This is a genomic window from Sphingomonas japonica (assembly GCF_006346325.1).
Lineage (GTDB): Bacteria > Pseudomonadota > Alphaproteobacteria > Sphingomonadales > Sphingomonadaceae > Sphingomonas > Sphingomonas japonica.
In genome coordinates, this window is record NZ_VDYR01000001.1 from 1,666,246 (window position 1) to 1,681,329 (window position 15,084).

Below are 15,084 nucleotides of genomic sequence, written 5' to 3' on the forward strand. Positions count from 1 at the left end.
CGGCAATGAGCGGCGAACTCGAACGATTGATGGCGCGCAGCGTTGCCTCGGCGCGCTGGCGCGGCATCGCGGCGCTGCTGGTCGGGCTGGCGGGCATCGCCGTCGCCATCGCGCTCGGATCGACCATGGGCGAAGCCAGCCGCCAGCGCGATGCGGCGATCGCGCGTCAGTCGCACAGCTATGAAGTGATGATCCTGACTCAGTCGCTGGCCGCGACGATGGCGCGGGCGGAAGCGACGCTGGGGCGGTTCGTCATTTCCGGCGACAAGGCGATCGGGCGTATCTATGTCGAGGATTGGCGGCTCGCGGCCAGCCAGATCGATCGGCTCGACCGGGTCACCGGTGACAATCCGACACAGCGATCGCCCATCGCGGCACTGCGCGCTGCTTATCGCGAGCGCGGCACGGAATTGTCGCGGATCGCGCTAAACACCAATTTCGCGCGCAACGACGTCGCGCTGTCGCGATACTATGCGGCGCGCAATTCGCCGTCGCTGGGCCGCGTCCAGGATGCGATGGAGGCGATCGCCGCGACCGAGCGCAGGTTGCTCGATCAGCGCCAGCAGGCGGCACGCGCGACGATCGCGCGATCGAACCTGATCGCCGCGATCCTCGCCGGGTTTGGGGTGGTGCTGGTGCTCGGCGGGATCGTGCTCGGCTGGATCACCGTACGCACCGAATCGGCGCGGGCGATCGCCGATGCCGAGGCGGAGATCGAGCGTGCCCGCGCCGTCGAACTCGAGGCCGCGGTCGCCGCAGCCACGGCCGAATTGCAGCAGGAAGCGCGCGACCGCGAAGCGGCCGAAGCGCAACTGCGCCAGGTGCAGAAGATGGAAGCAGTCGGCCAGTTGACCGGCGGAATCGCGCATGATTTCAACAATATGCTGGCAGTGGTGCTCGGCGGGCTCGAACTGGCGCGGCGCAATGTCGAAGGCACGTCCGATGCCGTCCGCCATCTCGACAACGCCACCGAAGGCGCGAATCGGGCGGCTGCGCTCACCCGGCGGCTGCTCGCCTTCGCGCGCGCCGAGCCGCTGCTGCCCGAAGCGGTCGAGGCGGGGCATCTGATCCACGGCATGTCGGACCTGCTCGATCGCACCCTGGGTGACGCCATTACCGTCGAGGCGCGCGACGCCGGGTTGGGCTGGCACATCTGGGTCGATCGCCACCAGCTCGAAAACGCGCTGCTCAACCTAGCCGTCAATGCGCGCGACGCGATGGACGGGCGCGGCACGCTGACGATCGAGACCGGCGGTTGTCCGCTCGGCGCGCGCGCCGTTGGTGAATGTCCGCCGGGCGAATATGTCACGATATCGGTCAGCGACACCGGCTGCGGCATGTCGCAGGACGTGCTGGAGCGGGTGTTCGAGCCCTTCTTTACTACCAAGCCCGTCGGCAAGGGCACCGGGCTCGGCCTCAGCCAGATCTTCGGCTTCGTACGGCAATCGCAGGGCGAAATCGCGATCCGATCGGTGGTCGGCGAGGGATCGGTCGTGACGCTTTACCTGCCGCGCCACGTGGGCGCGGTCGTCGCGGCGACAGCCACGCCGATCGACGCCGCCATACCCGCCGCCACCGGCCGAACCATCCTGGTCGTCGAGGATGATCCACGGGTGCTGGCATCGACGGTCGATGTCATCGGCGAGCTCGGACATGTCGCGATCGCCTGCGACGATCCGCTGGCCGCGCCCGCGATACTCGCGGAGCATCCCGCAATCGATCTGGTGGTCTCCGACGTGCTGATGCCGGGCCAGTCGGGACCCGAGATGGTCGCCGGCCTGGTCGCCGATCGCCCCGACGTGGCGGTCGTCTTCGTGACCGGCTTCGCTGCCGATATCGAGGATCGCGCAGCATTCGGCGGCCATGCCGTATTGCGCAAGCCGTTCACCTTTGCCGCGCTGGCGCGCGCGATCGACGAGGCTGGGGGCGACTCTGCGCCGCTGCGAGCGGCGCGGCGGACGGCGACCGGCTGACGCTTCCCCGCCGCTTCGCTTTGCGATAGGGCGGGTGCTTCGCGGCGAACGCCGTCCCGTCCACCTGCCGCCCCGAGGATCGCCCCCCGCCCCATGCAGTCGATCGATCGCTACATGGCGCGGCTGATCGCGGTGCCCCTGTTCTCGACGCTCGTGATCTCGGCGATGCTGCTGGTGCTCGACCGGATGCTGCGCCTGTTCGACTTCGTCGCGACCGAGGGTGGGCCGATCGGCGTGGTATGGCAGATGCTCGCCAACCTCCTGCCCGAATATCTCGGCCTGGGCATCCCGATCGGGCTGCTGCTCGGCTGCCTGCTCGCCTTTCGCAAGCTGGCGACGACGTCGGAGTTCGACGTGCTGCGCGGCGTCGGCATGAGCTATGGCCGGTTGCTGCGGGTGCCCTATTTCTATGCCATCGTGCTCGCCGCGCTGAACCTGGCGATCGTCGGCTATGTCCAGCCCAAGGCGCGCTACGCATATGAAGGCCTGCGCTTCGAGCTGCGCTCGGGCGCGCTGGGTGCGTCGATCAAGGTCGGCGAGTTCACCAGCTTCGGCGACGAAATGACGCTCAGGATCGAGGACAGCCAGGACAATGGCACCGACCTGTCGGGCATCTTCGTGCATTTTCGGAGCGGGCCCGGCACCTGGTACGCGGCGACGGCGGAAAAAGGGCAGTTCCTGGCGACCGACGATCCCAACACGATCATTTTTCGCCTGACGCGAGGGGCGCTGGTCCACGACGCGCCCGGCTTCACCGAGCCGCGCGTGTTGACCTTTACCAGCCACGACCTGCCGATTCCGTTGCCCGAGTTCGGCAGTTTCCGTCCGCGCGGCGGGCGCAACCTCGAACGTACCCTGCCCGAGCTGGTGGTCCTGGGTCGCGATCCGCGCGCCAGCGAGGAAGTTCGCGACACCAGCCGCGCCGCATTCCACTTCCGCATGGTCGAGGTGGCGACGATGTTCCTGCTGCCACTGCTCGCGCTCGCGCTTGGCGTGCCGCCGAAGCGATCGACCTCGGCGCTCGGCGTATTCCTGTCGATCGTGATGATCGTCACCTATCACAAGGTGAACGAATATGGCGAAGCGATCGGTGGGCTTGGCCGGATCGATCCGATCATCGCGCTGTGGGGGCCGTTCGCGATCTTCGCCGCGCTGGTCGGATGGATGTTCTACACCGTCGCGTTCGTCCCCGGCGGACAGCCGATCGGCGCGCTCGAGCGCAGCTTCACCAAGGGGCTGCGGGCGATCACCCGGCGCCTGCCCGGCCGGCGGAGGGCACCTGCATGAGCCAGACCTCGTTCTTTCCGTCGCGCACCACCGCGATCTACATGGGTAAGATGTTCCTGGTGCGCACCTTCGCGATCCTCGCGGTGCTGGTGCTGGTGCTGCAGGCGCTCGACCTCCTCGCCGAAAGCGGGCGCATCCTTGCCTATGACGGCAACGGGCAGGCGGAGGTGTGGCGCTATGCGTCGCTGCGTACGCCGCAGATCATCCAGCGCTTCCTTCCGTTCGCGGTCCTGCTCGGCACAATCATCACGCTGACCACGCTCAACCAGAACAGCGAAGTCGTCGCACTCAAGGCATCGGGGCTGTCGGCGCATCAGGTGCTGGCACCGCTGATCGTTACCGCCTTGGCAGTGGCGATCGGTTCGTTCGCGTTCAACGAGCGCATCGTCACCCGCGCGACAGCCACGCTCGAGCGGTGGGAGAGCGTCGAGTTCGGACCGATGCCGGTCGATCGCGGCGATCGCGGCAATGTCTGGGTGCGCGACGGCGCCAACCTGATCCAGGCACAGCAGGTACGCGGTCGCGGAGAGGCCGTGCAGCTGGGCGGGATCACCGTCTACGAACGCGACGGCGGCACGCTGCGCTCGGTCGTCACCGCCGCCAGCGGACGCCGCGAAGGGGACGGCTGGCGCATCACCGGAGCGCGCCGCTTCGACGTAGCCAGCGGCGAGACGCGCGACCTTGGCACCATTCGCGTCGCCGGCGGGGTGCGGCCCGATCAGTTCACGCTGACCACGGTCAATCCCGACGGCCTGCCGTTCGACCAGCTCAACGCCGCGATCGACGACCTGAACGTCGCGGGACGTCCGACCAAGGCGCTGGAGGGCGCGTTGTGGCACAAATTGTCGGGGCCGCTGTCGGCGATCCTGATGCCGCTGCTCGGCGCCGTGGCTGCGTTCGGCATCGCGCGGTCGGGCAAGCTGTTCCTGCGCGCGGTGATCGGCATGGGGCTGGGCTTTGCCTATTTCGTCGCCGATAATTTCGCTCTGGCGATGGGCAATCTCGGCGCCTATCCGCCCTTCCTTGCCGCGTGGGCGCCGTTCCTGCTGTTCTTCCTGATCGGCGAAGCGGTGCTGATCCGCAGCGAGGAATGATGGCTCAGCGGTTGCCGAACGTGCCGCGCACCAATCGCCTGAGCAATCCCGGCAACCCGGCATAGCTGGCCTTGTGATAGGTGGAGTGCGGATCGAGTGCCCCGCTCAGCCGCCGATGCGCCTCGCCAAGTGCGTGATAGGGCAAGCCGGGCAGCAGGTGATGCAGCGCGTGATAGCGCAGCCCCACCGGCGCCCATAGCACCGGCAGCATGGCCGGCGGCGGCACGTTGACCGAATCGAGATACTGCGCGGTCACCGACATCGCTTCGCCGTCATTCTCCCACAGATGCGCGACCAGCGTACGGACCTGGTTGATGACCATCAGCCCGGAAATGGTGGCGAGCAGGATCGCGAATGCCTTGATCGGAACGATACCCGCGGCCGTCGCGGCGATCAGTGCGATGGTCCATGCACTGGTGGCGATCTCAAGCTTCCACCACAGCGCCTTGGCAGCCCCTTCGGCGGGGCGGCGGCGGAAATCGGGATTGATCGCCAGCGCCGAAAAGCGCGCTTCGACCATCGGACGCAGCGACGGCATCAGCACACTGAGCGGCGTCAGAATGCCGAACCGGATCAGGAACCCGATCGGCGCCAGCGCGGAAATCAGCACGAATGCCGGGACGCTCCACGGCTTCATATGCGCCAGCGGCAGATATTCGGGATCGTCGGCGGTGCCGTAGCGCGTGCGCGCGTGATGGAGGTTGTGAACGCCCTCGTACATGAACGACGGTGCCATCAGCGGAATGCCGACCAGCGCGTTCCAGCCGGCGCGGAAGCCCGGCAGCGCCGCGTGCTTAATATGGCTGATCTCGTGGATGAAGCTCGCCGCGCGATACAGCGCGAGCACTGCAACCACCCATGCCGCCACCGCCCAACCAACGGGCTCAACGACGATCGCCGCTGCCATCGCGGCATAGCCGATCGCGCATGACAGCAGCAGGTCGGTCCAGTAGATCACAGGGCGCGCGCCGTTGAGATCGCGCGTCAAATCGGCCGCCATCCGCAGCATCGACTTGTCCTCTGCCGCGCGATCACGCGGCACGGCCGCGCGGGGCGTGGCGAGGCCCGCAGCGGCGAGCCGTTCGAGAGAAAGCGTGTTCATTGCGGCGGTCATTACAAAAAGATAGTGGCGATACGGTGGCACGCAATGCGCTTGACAGCGCGCGGACGACGCAGGACGTGCCAAAGCCATGATAACCGTCCGCCCCGTCGCCACCAAGGCCGACCGCCGCGCCTTCATCGACCTGCCCTATCGGCTCTACGCCGACGATCCCAACTGGGTCGCGCCGCTGCGCAGCGAAGTCGCCGAAAAGCTCGATCCCAAGCGCAACGGCTGGTTCAGCCATGGCGAGGCGCAGCTGTTCCTTGCCGAGCGTGATGGCCGCGTCGTCGGCACGATCTCGGCACATATCGACACGCTCGCGCTGACCATGCCGGCAGAGCAGGGTTTCGGCCCGGGCGCGGGGCAATGGGGAATGTTCGAGGCGCAGGACGCCGAGACGGCAAGTGCCCTCATCGCCGCAGCCGAGGCATGGCTGCGCGGGCGCGGCATGACGCGCGCATTGGGGCCGATCAGCCTGTCGATCTGGGAGGAGCCGGGGCTGCTGGTCCAGGGGCACGACCATCCGCCGACGGTGATGATGGGGCATCATGCCGCCGCCTATCAGGCGTGGATCGAGACGGCGGGGTACAGCGTCGCCAAGCAGCTGGTCACCTATGACCTCGACATCACCCAGAGCTTCCCGCCGCTGGTCAACCGCATCGTCGCAGCGGGCGAGAAGAATGCGCGCATCGTCGTGCGCCGCGTCGACAAGTCGAAATTCGCCGACGAAGCGGCGATCATCCTCGGCATCCTCAACGATGCGTGGAGCGACAATTGGGGTTTCGTCCCGCTGACCCAGCCCGAGATCGACGATGTCGGCCGCAAGCTCAAGCCGATCGTGTTCGAGGATCTGATCCGCATCGCCGAGGTCGATGGCGAGCCGGTGGCGTTCATGATCACCCTGCCCGACCTCAACGAGGTGATCGCGCCGCTGAAGGGATCTCTGCTGCCGCTGGGCTGGGCGAAGCTGCTGCTGTGGCTGCGCCGTCCCAAGGCGCGGACGATGCGCGTACCGCTGATGGGCGTGGTCAAGCGGCTGCAGGCGTCACGGCTAGCCAGCCAGCTCGCCTTCATGATGATCGAGCTGATCCGCCGCGACGCGGTGGCGAAATACGGCGCCAGCCGCGGCGAGATCGGCTGGATCCTCGACGATAACCAGGGAATGGTCGCGATCGCAGAGACCATCCAGAGCCGGATCAACCGCGTGTATAATGTTTATCAGCGCACGCTGTGACCGCAGCGCCTAGCGCAGGCACCTTCGCTTCAGGCGCGATTTAAAACGAAACTAGCATATCCCGGCATGCCAAGGGTTGGCCGGTCTCAGCGCAGCCGCACCCATGTGGGGGCGTGGTCGCTCGCTTTTTCGCGGCCGCGAAACTGCTTGTCGACGCCGGCATCGACGAACCTATCTGCCGCCTGCGGGCTGAGCAGCAGATGATCGATGCGAAATCCAGCGTCGCGCTGCCAAGCGCCTGCCTGATAGTCCCAGAAGGTCCACACCCCGCCGCCGGGAAAGCGCGTGCGCAGGCTGTCGGTCCAGCCCTGCGCGAGCAACCGGCGATAGGCCTGCCGCGATTCGGGCTGCATCAGCGCGTCACTGTCCATGGCCCGGACCGAATAGACATCGTCGTCGTTGGCGATGACGTTGTAATCGCCCGCCAAGACGACCGGCCGCTCCTCCGCCAGCAACGTGCGCGCGCGGGCGGCGAGGCGTTCGAACCAGCGCAGCTTGTAGTCGAATTTGGGACCCGGGACAGGATTGCCGTTGGGCAGATAGATCGACGCGACCGTCAACCCGCCGACATCGGCTTCGAGATAGCGGCTGTGGACATCGTCGTCCTCGCCGTCGAGCCCGCGGCGCCGCTCGACCGGGTCTTCGCCGCGCGCCAGAATCGCGACGCCGTTGAACCCCTTCTGGCCGTGCCAGACCGCGCCATAGCCCGCATCGCGCACGTCCTTTTCGGGAAACGTCTCATCGGAGGATTTCAATTCCTGAAGGCACACCACATCAGGCGCTTCCTCGGCGAGATACTCGATCAACCGCGGCAGTCGCGCCTTGATGCCGTTGACGTTGTAGCTGACGATCTTCAAGCGATCACACCCTTCGATCGGTCAAACGGCGAAGCTCGACCCGCAGCCGCAGCCAGCGGCCGCGTTGGGATTATCGACCTTGAAGGCCGCGCCGCCCAGCGATTCGACGAAATCCACCGAAGCGCCACGTACCAGATCGAGGCTGACCGGATCGACGATCAGCGCGACCCCGGCGGTTTCCGCGACGACATCGTCGCTTGCCGCTGCATCGGCGAGCCCGAAGCGGTACTGAAAGCCCGAACAGCCACCTCCCTCGACCGAAAGTCGCAGGATCGCCGGCTTGGCCTGCCTGGCGGCGATCGCCGCGACGCGTGCCGCCGCCGAGGGCGTCAGGGTAATGTCGTTCATGGGAACAGAGATAGGCGACGGGAGCGCAACCGGCAATGGATGGCCCTCCACCCCCCGGTCGGGCCGCCCGGACTCAGTTGGCGGCGAGCGGACCGCCGACCTGGCGTGCGCGGGTCGCGCGATCCTGGATCGCAAGCAGCGAGTCGGCCGTCTGCATGTATGGGATCGGATTGACGGCGCGGCCGTCGATACGAACCTCGTAGTGGAGATGGCTGCCGGTCGAACGACCGGTCGAGCCCATCAGGCCGATCAACTGGCCGCGGCGAACGCGCTGGTTGGCCGGCACCAGGATCTTGGACATGTGGCCGTAGCGGGTCTGGATACCCTTGCCATGATTGATCTCGACAAGGTTGCCATAGCCGCCGGCGCGACCCGAGCGTGCGACGATGCCGTCGGCGGTGGCGTAGATCGGGGTGCCGAGCGGCCCCGGAATATCGAGCCCGGCATGCATCGCGGCAGTGCCGCGGAACGGATCGGAACGAACGCCGAAGCTGCTGGTCAGCGTCAGGTTCTCTACGGGCTGCAACGATGGGATCGCGATCACCGCCTGCTCCAGCGTGTCGAGCTTCTTCCACGTCTGAAACAGCGAGCGGAACTGCGAATCGGCTTCCGATACGGTTTCGGTGGCGGATCCGGGAACGGCGCCCTCCACCGGCTCGAACGGACCGCCCATTGCGGTGGATGAGGTTTTGGCGATGCGGCTGGGGTTGATGCCGAGCTTGCGCACCTGCCGAACCATCGCGGCGTAGCGGGCGCGGGTGGTCGCTTCGGCAGTCTCGGCCAGCGCGACCTGGCGCGCCTCGACGCGGTGCAGCGGTTGCAGGATGCTGGCGGTACGTGCGTCCTGCTCGGCCGCAGGTCTGATCAGGACGGCAAGCTGCTCCGGGTCGCCCTTGCCGCTCAGCACGGCTGCGATGAATGCCTGACGCTGCTCGACGCGCTTGGCCTGCTGCGTGGCGGCGACTTTGATCCGAGCGACATCGCCCTGCATCTTGGCAACCTTGGCGCGCATCGCGTCGACTTCGCTCGAGACGGCGACATCGGCCGCCATACCCGACGCGGCGACCATCGCCTGCCCGGCGCCATACGCCGAAAATCCGAGCGTTACCGCAGCGGCACCCGCCAGCAGAGCCTGAGTGCGACCTGCGATCGAAAAGCGGCGAAGCGCGCGCCCGTCGTGGAACAGGAAATCCCGGGTTCTGAAAAAAGTACGGAACTGATTGAAAATGGCGACGTTTGACGGATTGAAAGTGGTTTGCATTTTTCCCCGGCGACCCAGATGCACGGACGTCGTTTTCGCTCGTCCGAGTATATGATGTCCCGACTGCAGCCCCTCCGCGCCGTGGACGTGCAGCTTTGTGTCCCGGCAATCGTTAACGGGCAAGCACGATCACGGCGATGCGGGGCAGACCGGCTGAGTCGTGCGCCGAGTCGTTGAACCTGCGGTGAATCTCGGCCGCAACCTCGCAATTTTGCGGATATCAGCGGCTTTCAGAAGCGCCGGAATTGTTCGCGCCTGTCAGCTGGCGGGTAGCGCACGCACCGCTTCGAGCACCGACTGCGCATGTCCCGGCACCTTTACCTTGCGCCAGATTTGCACCAGCGCCCCTCCCGCATCGAACAGAAACGTCGCGCGCTCGATGCCCATATAGCTGCGCCCGTACATCGATTTTTCGATCCAGACGCCGAACGCGTCGAGCACGGCACCGTCCTCATCGCTGGCCAGGGAAAGCTGGAGGTCATGCTTGGCGATAAACTTGCGATGCTTTGCGGGCGGGTCCTTCGATATTCCCAGGATCGCCGCCCCCGCCGCAGCGAAGTCGTCAGAGAGCGCGGAGAAATCCTGCGCTTCGCGAGTGCATCCCGGCGTGTCGTCCTTCGGATAGAAGTACAGCACCAGCGGCCGACCGACGAACGACCGCAGCGCGATCGGGGCGCCGTCGGCGTCGGTCATGCCGACATCGGGGAGCATATCGCCCTGATCGATCATTGCGGCGCACCTTTCGAAATCTTCTGCCAAGTCGCCAGCACCTCTTGGCGGGTCGCGGCGAACGTCGCAACCACGGCAGGCCAATCGGGCAAAGACAGCGCGCGCGCCACCAGCAGCCGCGTCGATTCGGGCGGTTCGCCGGCATCGGGCGCCACCAGCCGCAGCGTGACCAGCAAGCGGGTGAGGAAATCATGCGCCGCGACGAACTCCTGGGGTAGCAGGCCATGCGCCGCCAGCGCCGCGATCGCGCGATCGAGGCGCGGGTTGAAGCCGGTGCGCGCGATCAGCTGGACGGTGTGAACCGCGAATTCGAGATCGACCAGCCCGCCGGGCGACAGCTTGGCGTCGAGCGGTCCGGTCGGCGGCTTGTGCGCCGCCATCTCGTCGCGCATCGCCGCCGCTTCCGACCGCACGTCGCGCTGCGGGCGATCTCCTTCCAGCACCGCCGCGATGATCGCGCCCGCCTGCGCCCGCGCCGACGGCGATCCGAACACCGGACGCGCGCGGGTCAGCGCCATATGCTCCCATGTCCACGCCTGCTCACGCTGATACTGCGCGAACCCGTCAAGCGATACGGCGAGCGGCCCCTGCGTCCCCGAAGGACGCAGGCGGGTATCGACGTCGTAGAGCGGTCCCGATGCCGTCGCTACCGACAGCGCCGCCGTCACCCGCTGTGCCAGCCGATTATAGTAATGCACTGCGCCGAGCGGCCTGGCGCCGTCCGATTCGGCCGCATAATCGCCGCTGAAGCAGTAGATCAGGTCGAGGTCGGACGCGTGGGTGAGCGCGCCTCCCCCGAGCCTGCCCAGCGCGAGGATGACGAGTTCCCCATCGGGCAATTTGCCGTGCGCGCGCGCGAATTCGGTGACGGTGGCGCGCGCGAGCACCTCGACCGCCGCCTCCGCGACGCGTGCATAGCCGCGCGCGACGTCGAGCGGATCGGCGGCGCCCGCGACAATCTGCGCTCCCAGCGCGAACCGCCGTTCGTTGACAACACGCCGGACGTGATCGAGCAGTGCCTGATAGTCGGCCCCCGCCTCGCCGCGCGCCATGTCTGCCGCCAATTGCTCGACCGTACCGACCGCATCGAACGCCGACGCGTCGATCAGCCCGTCGAGCAGGTCGGCGCGGCGGCCCAGTTGTTCGGCCAGTGTCGGCGCGTGGCTGAGGATCGCGCTGAGCAGCCGGGCGAGCCCGGGCTCCGCCTCGATCAGGCGGAAGAAGTTGATCGCGCTGGGCAATCGCGCCAGCATGGCGTCGAGGCGGACGATCGCGGCCGCGGGCTGCGGCGCCCCGCCCAGCGCCGCCATCAGCCCCGGCAGCACTGCTTCCAGCGCCGCCTGCGCCGCGGCACTGCGCAGTGCCGGATAGCGCGCCTGGCGCCACACGGCGATGCGCTGCGCGGCGGACTCCGGGTCATCGTCGAACCCGATCGCCTCGAGCCGGGCGAGCAGCGCGGCATCGTCGCCGGGCAGCCGATCGCTCGCCTCGGGCTCGATCGCGTCGTAGAGGCGGCCGACACAATCGACGTGCGGGCGCAGCCACGCCAGCAGCGCCGCGCCGTCGCCGACCCCGTCGAGCGCCGCGACCCGGTCGAGCGCCGCCTGGTCCTCAGGCAGGCAGTGCGTCTGGCGGTCGTCGATCATCTGCACGCGATGCTCGGCGGTGCGCAGCGCGACATAGGCGTCGCCCAGCGCCCGGGCGGTTTCAGGCTCGACCCACCCCGCCTCGCTCAGCCGTTCGAGCGCGTCGAGCGTCGCGGGCGCGCGCAATTCCGGGTCGCGGCCGCCATGGATCAGTTGGTGGACCTGCGTGAAGAATTCGACCTCGCGAATGCCGCCGCGGCCGCGCTTGAGGTCATAGCCGGGGCCGAATGCCTGGCCTTGCGCATAATGGTCGCGAATGCGGCTGGTGATCTCCCGCAATTCGCCGATCGCGCCGAAATCGAGCGAGCGCCGCCAGATGAACGGCCGGATCGCGTCGAGGAACCGCTGCCCCAGGGCGATGTCGCCCGCCGCCGCACGCGCGCGAATATAGGCGGCGCGTTCCCATGGCAGGGCCTGCGATTCATAATAGCCGATCGCGGCATCGACCGGCAGCGCGATCGGCGTGGCTTCCGGCGAAGGCCGCAGCCGCAGATCGACGCGCAGCACGTAGCCGTCGCCATCGCGCGTCTGCAACAGGTCGACGACGCGCTTGCCGATGCGCACCGCGGCCTCGTCGGCGGCCTCGCGCGGGCGGCACGGCAGCGTTTGCGGATCGAAGATCAGCACCGGATCGATGTCCGACGAATAGTTGAGTTCAAAACTTCCCTGCTTGCCGAGCGCGATCGCCGCGAACCCGCCGGGCTCGGCGTCGGGGGTACGCTCGAGCATCGCGGTGCGGATGGCGCGATCGAGCGCCATGTCTGCAAAACGCGTCAGGATGGCCGTCACCCGGCGAAAGTCATAGCTGCCCGACAGGTCGCCGATCGCGACCAGCCATGCCAGTCTGCGCCGCGCGAGGCGCAGTGCCTTGCCTTCAGCGAAGTCCTGCGTGCCCGCGAACGCCGCGGCAATCGGATCTGCGAGCAGAGCAAGAGGATCGTCGAGCAGATCGGGAAACCGCCGAGCCGCCATGCCGAGAAAGTCGGAATGACGCTGCGCGCGCGCCATCGCATCAAATATTGCCGCCGTGGTCACCATGTGAACACTGCGAGATCAAAAGTTTTCGCGCTGTCAAGCAACAATTCGCGGTCGTCGCCGTTTATAAAGGCATGAATGTCGATTTCGCCTCTTCCACCAAGCGCAATGCGCCGAACGCGGTAATCGTGCGGCGGCCGCGTAGTGGTGACGGCGTTGGGTCTGCATTGCGCGACGCGTTCGGACCGAAACCGGATGCCATGCCCGACGAATGGTCGCTGCTGATCAAGCGCATCGACCGCCGCCACTGAGCGGCAGGTATTGCGCATCAGGCAGTCAGCGATCGCGGCTTAGCTGCTCGACATCGCCCATGATCGTATCGAGCGCACTCTTGCCATCCTCGAAACTGTGCTCGCGCCGCGACGGCAGCGACCCATCGCTGAGGATGGCCTCCAGCGCGACGCGTCCCCGCGCCACGCGGCTCTTGATTGTGCCGACCGCGACATGGCAGATTTCGGCCGCTTCCTCATAGGCAAAGCCTCCGGCTCCCACCAGAATAAGCGCCTCGCGCTGCGGTTGCGGCAGGTGCATCAGCGCGCGTTGCATGTCGGTCAGCTCGACATGACGATCCTGACTGGCAGGTGCGGCAAGCAGCCGATCGGCGACGAGATCGTCCCACTCGCCCTTGAACCGCGCCCTGCGCATCTGCGAGAGATAGAGATTGCGCAGGATGATGAAGGTCCAGGCACGCATGTTGGTGCCCGCCTGAAACCGCTTGCGCGCAGCCCATGCCTTTAGCAGCGTTTCCTGCACGAGATCGTCGGCGAGGTCGCGGCTACCCGACAGCGACCGCCCGAAGGCGCGCAGGTGCGGAATGACCAGCGCAAGCTGCTGCTTGAAGTCGCCGTCCGACAGCGACACGTGCTCGACCGGCTCGACGCGTTCTTCCTGCGCATTGGAATCGTCGCTGTCGCTCATGCCGCCCCGTGAAAAAAATGATGCATCCGCAATGCGTCCGCTACGCAGCAGATAAGGAGGTTCGTCCGATCGCGCCAGTACCGCGCGACCTGACTCAGCCCGATCGTATCAGGCCAGCAGGAGGAAAGCGAAGATCGCCACTACCAGCACCAGTGAAATGCCGAGGATATATCGCGTCATGTGCGGCGTCGCGCCAGCGCGTGCGCCGTCGGTCGAGACATGCGTTTCTTTGTTTGAATCGTCCATGAACGTTAGAACCCCCAACTTCCTGTTTGTGTCCAAGCCTTCTTACGCAACCGGAACGGTCGATTGGTCGAAGAACAGCGCCTGGCTGATCGCCGCCTTGACCGTCGAGCGCTGGAACGGCTTAGTGATGAGAAACGTCGGCTCGGGCCGCTCGCCGGTCAGCAGGCGCTCGGGGAAGGCGGTGATGAAGATCACTGGCACGTTGAACTTGGCCAGGATATCCTTGACCGCGTCGATCCCCGAGCTGTCGTCGGCGAGCTGGATGTCGGCCAGCACCAGCCCCGGGCGATCTTCCATCGCAAGCGCCACCGCCTCGTCGCGCGTGACAGCGACTCCGGTCACGTCATGTCCGACATCGCGCACGATCGCTTCGAGATCCATGGCGATGATCGGCTCATCCTCGATGATCAGCACTCGTGCGCGCGTCTGCTGCTCGATCTCGGCCAACGCATCGCTGACCAGCCGATCGACCTCTTCGCTGTCGCGATCGATCAGATAGGCCGTGTCCTCGACGGTGAAACCCTCCATCGCGGTCAGCAACAGCGCCTGGCGCGATACCGGCGCAATCCGCGCCAGCCGGGCGCGCGCGATCGCCTCTGCATCATCGCCCCCGATTTCCTCGAGGTCGTCCCCGTCGGTATTGGTCGATCCCCAGATCGCCTGGAAGGTGCGGTACAGGCCCAGACGCGGATCGACGTCGCGCGGAAATTGATCCGGCGCCTCGACAATCGCCTCCAGCGTCGCACGGACATAGCGATCGCCATGCGTCTGGCTGCCGGTGAGAGCGCGGCCGTAGCGGCGCAAAAAGGGGAGGTGCGGCGCAAGCTGCTGACCAAGCGACATAATCGTTACATTCTCCTTCGATGCTCGCGCGCCGTGGCGCACGCGCGAACACAATGCAATCCGCGGCGCGCCCGCGGCGACAAACATGCGGCATTTGAACGACGAAGAGCCCCTCCCCGTTTTTGCGCCAAGACATGGAACCATCGACGCCGTTTTTGGTTTCACGAAATAAGGCGCGATTGCACCTCAGAGCGGTCCGGTGTCGTAAGCCGGGACGTCCTGTGGCAATCGCCTTTGGGTATTGCGGCTTCGGGTTATGCGATTACGACGCGCCTCGCCGACAATTGGTTTTCGCGCCAATGCGGCGATGGAGCGGTACGAGTGCTAAGGTATGTTGGGGGACCAGGTGGAGCCGGCTAAAAACAAGGCGATCGAGCCGCGCAAGACTGCCAGTGCCAAGGTGCATCGCAAGGACAAGGATGTCGGCGACGCGCTGCGGGCGGTGTATCGCGAAGCAATCGACGAGACGATCCCCGACGAGATGATGACCCTGCTCGACAAGCTCGGGTGA

At 66.5% G+C, this 15,084-nt stretch carries 15 protein-coding genes; 6 read left to right on the forward strand and 9 right to left on the reverse strand.

What is annotated here, in order from left to right:
• Positions 1-5: 5 nt before the first annotated feature.
• The 3 genes from FHY50_RS08275 (at position 6) to lptG (ending at position 4,354) form a co-directional block, all read left to right on the forward strand.
• A complete protein-coding gene (locus FHY50_RS08275) occupies positions 6-1,973 on the forward strand; it encodes an ATP-binding protein (protein WP_140048000.1) in 1,968 nt (655 codons plus the stop codon).
• Positions 1,974-2,066: 93 nt separating this feature from the next.
• Positions 2,067-3,260, forward strand: a complete 1,194-nt coding sequence (locus FHY50_RS08280) for an LptF/LptG family permease (protein WP_180345101.1) — start codon at positions 2,067-2,069, stop codon at positions 3,258-3,260.
• The gene (gene lptG / locus FHY50_RS08285) at positions 3,257-4,354 is read left to right on the forward strand and encodes an LPS export ABC transporter permease LptG (protein WP_140048001.1); all 1,098 of its coding nucleotides are present in this window, start codon (positions 3,257-3,259) and stop codon (positions 4,352-4,354) included. The genes FHY50_RS08280 and lptG overlap by 4 nt, the downstream gene beginning before the upstream one ends.
• 4 nt (positions 4,355-4,358) lie before the next feature.
• Here the strand turns inward: lptG and FHY50_RS08290 are convergent, their stop codons facing one another.
• On the reverse strand, positions 4,359-5,456 hold the full coding sequence (locus tag FHY50_RS08290) for a fatty acid desaturase family protein (protein ID WP_140048002.1): 1,098 nt from the start codon (positions 5,454-5,456) through the stop codon (positions 4,359-4,361).
• An 88-nt stretch (positions 5,457-5,544) separates the two neighbouring features.
• Between FHY50_RS08290 and FHY50_RS08295 the strand changes: the two genes are divergently transcribed.
• The gene (locus FHY50_RS08295; RefSeq protein WP_140048003.1) at positions 5,545-6,690 is read left to right on the forward strand and encodes an N-acetyltransferase; all 1,146 of its coding nucleotides are present in this window, start codon (positions 5,545-5,547) and stop codon (positions 6,688-6,690) included.
• 86 nt (positions 6,691-6,776) lie between these two features.
• Here the strand turns inward: FHY50_RS08295 and xth are convergent, their stop codons facing one another.
• The 5 genes from xth to FHY50_RS08320 form a co-directional block, all read right to left on the reverse strand.
• Complete coding sequence (gene xth / locus FHY50_RS08300; protein ID WP_140048004.1) at positions 6,777-7,547, reverse strand: exodeoxyribonuclease III; 771 nt, start codon at positions 7,545-7,547, stop codon at positions 6,777-6,779.
• Positions 7,548-7,568: 21 nt separating this feature from the next.
• Positions 7,569-7,895, reverse strand: a complete 327-nt coding sequence (gene erpA / locus FHY50_RS08305) for an iron-sulfur cluster insertion protein ErpA (protein ID WP_140048005.1) — start codon at positions 7,893-7,895, stop codon at positions 7,569-7,571.
• Positions 7,896-7,968: 73 nt separating this feature from the next.
• Positions 7,969-9,156 (reverse strand): M23 family metallopeptidase, encoded by a 1,188-nt coding sequence (locus FHY50_RS08310; RefSeq protein ID WP_140048006.1) that lies wholly within the window; start codon positions 9,154-9,156, stop codon positions 7,969-7,971.
• Positions 9,157-9,414: 258 nt separating this feature from the next.
• Entirely contained in the window at positions 9,415-9,885 is a 471-nt protein-coding gene (locus tag FHY50_RS08315) for a peroxiredoxin (protein WP_180345102.1), read from the reverse strand.
• Entirely contained in the window at positions 9,882-12,569 is a 2,688-nt protein-coding gene (locus FHY50_RS08320) for a bifunctional [glutamine synthetase] adenylyltransferase/[glutamine synthetase]-adenylyl-L-tyrosine phosphorylase (RefSeq protein ID WP_140048007.1), read from the reverse strand. The genes FHY50_RS08315 and FHY50_RS08320 overlap by 4 nt, the downstream gene beginning before the upstream one ends.
• A 71-nt stretch (positions 12,570-12,640) precedes the next feature.
• Between FHY50_RS08320 and FHY50_RS14215 the strand changes: the two genes are divergently transcribed.
• The gene (locus tag FHY50_RS14215) at positions 12,641-12,817 is read left to right on the forward strand and encodes a hypothetical protein (RefSeq protein WP_166745403.1); all 177 of its coding nucleotides are present in this window, start codon (positions 12,641-12,643) and stop codon (positions 12,815-12,817) included.
• Positions 12,818-12,842: 25 nt separating this feature from the next.
• Here FHY50_RS14215 and FHY50_RS08325 read toward each other — a convergent pair whose 3' ends face one another.
• From FHY50_RS08325 to FHY50_RS08330, 3 genes are all read right to left on the reverse strand, one after another.
• Complete coding sequence (locus FHY50_RS08325) at positions 12,843-13,484, reverse strand: sigma-70 family RNA polymerase sigma factor (protein ID WP_140048008.1); 642 nt, start codon at positions 13,482-13,484, stop codon at positions 12,843-12,845.
• A gap of 108 nt (positions 13,485-13,592) precedes the next feature.
• On the reverse strand, positions 13,593-13,730 hold the full coding sequence (locus FHY50_RS14220; protein ID WP_166745404.1) for a hypothetical protein: 138 nt from the start codon (positions 13,728-13,730) through the stop codon (positions 13,593-13,595).
• 42 nt (positions 13,731-13,772) lie between these two features.
• Positions 13,773-14,573, reverse strand: coding sequence for a response regulator (locus tag FHY50_RS08330; RefSeq protein WP_140048009.1), 801 nt, complete (start codon positions 14,571-14,573; stop codon positions 13,773-13,775).
• 346 nt (positions 14,574-14,919) lie between these two features.
• Here FHY50_RS08330 and FHY50_RS08335 point away from each other — a divergent pair, with 346 nt between their 5' ends.
• Entirely contained in the window at positions 14,920-15,084 is a 165-nt protein-coding gene (locus FHY50_RS08335; RefSeq protein WP_244935314.1) for a NepR family anti-sigma factor, read from the forward strand.

Excerpts from the sequence above, each read along its gene's own strand:
- FHY50_RS08275 (WP_140048000.1), top strand. The coding sequence starts at position 6 with ATGAGCGGCGAACTCGAACGATTGATGGCGCGCAGCGTTGCCTCGGCG.
- FHY50_RS08280 (WP_180345101.1), top strand. The coding sequence starts at position 2,067 with ATGCAGTCGATCGATCGCTACATGGCGCGGCTGATCGCGGTGCCCCTG.
- lptG (WP_140048001.1), top strand. The coding sequence starts at position 3,257 with ATGAGCCAGACCTCGTTCTTTCCGTCGCGCACCACCGCGATCTACATG.
- FHY50_RS08290 (WP_140048002.1), bottom strand. The coding sequence starts at position 5,456 with ATGAACACGCTTTCTCTCGAACGGCTCGCCGCTGCGGGCCTCGCCACG.
- FHY50_RS08295 (WP_140048003.1), top strand. The coding sequence starts at position 5,545 with ATGATAACCGTCCGCCCCGTCGCCACCAAGGCCGACCGCCGCGCCTTC.
- erpA (WP_140048005.1), bottom strand. The coding sequence starts at position 7,895 with ATGAACGACATTACCCTGACGCCCTCGGCGGCGGCACGCGTCGCGGCG.
- FHY50_RS08310 (WP_140048006.1), bottom strand. The coding sequence starts at position 9,156 with ATGCAAACCACTTTCAATCCGTCAAACGTCGCCATTTTCAATCAGTTC.
- FHY50_RS08315 (WP_180345102.1), bottom strand. The coding sequence starts at position 9,885 with ATGATCGATCAGGGCGATATGCTCCCCGATGTCGGCATGACCGACGCC.
- FHY50_RS08320 (WP_140048007.1), bottom strand. The coding sequence starts at position 12,569 with ATGGTGACCACGGCGGCAATATTTGATGCGATGGCGCGCGCGCAGCGT.
- FHY50_RS14215 (WP_166745403.1), top strand. The coding sequence starts at position 12,641 with ATGAATGTCGATTTCGCCTCTTCCACCAAGCGCAATGCGCCGAACGCG.
- FHY50_RS08325 (WP_140048008.1), bottom strand. The coding sequence starts at position 13,484 with ATGAGCGACAGCGACGATTCCAATGCGCAGGAAGAACGCGTCGAGCCG.
- FHY50_RS14220 (WP_166745404.1), bottom strand. The coding sequence starts at position 13,730 with ATGGACGATTCAAACAAAGAAACGCATGTCTCGACCGACGGCGCACGC.
- FHY50_RS08330 (WP_140048009.1), bottom strand. The coding sequence starts at position 14,573 with ATGTCGCTTGGTCAGCAGCTTGCGCCGCACCTCCCCTTTTTGCGCCGC.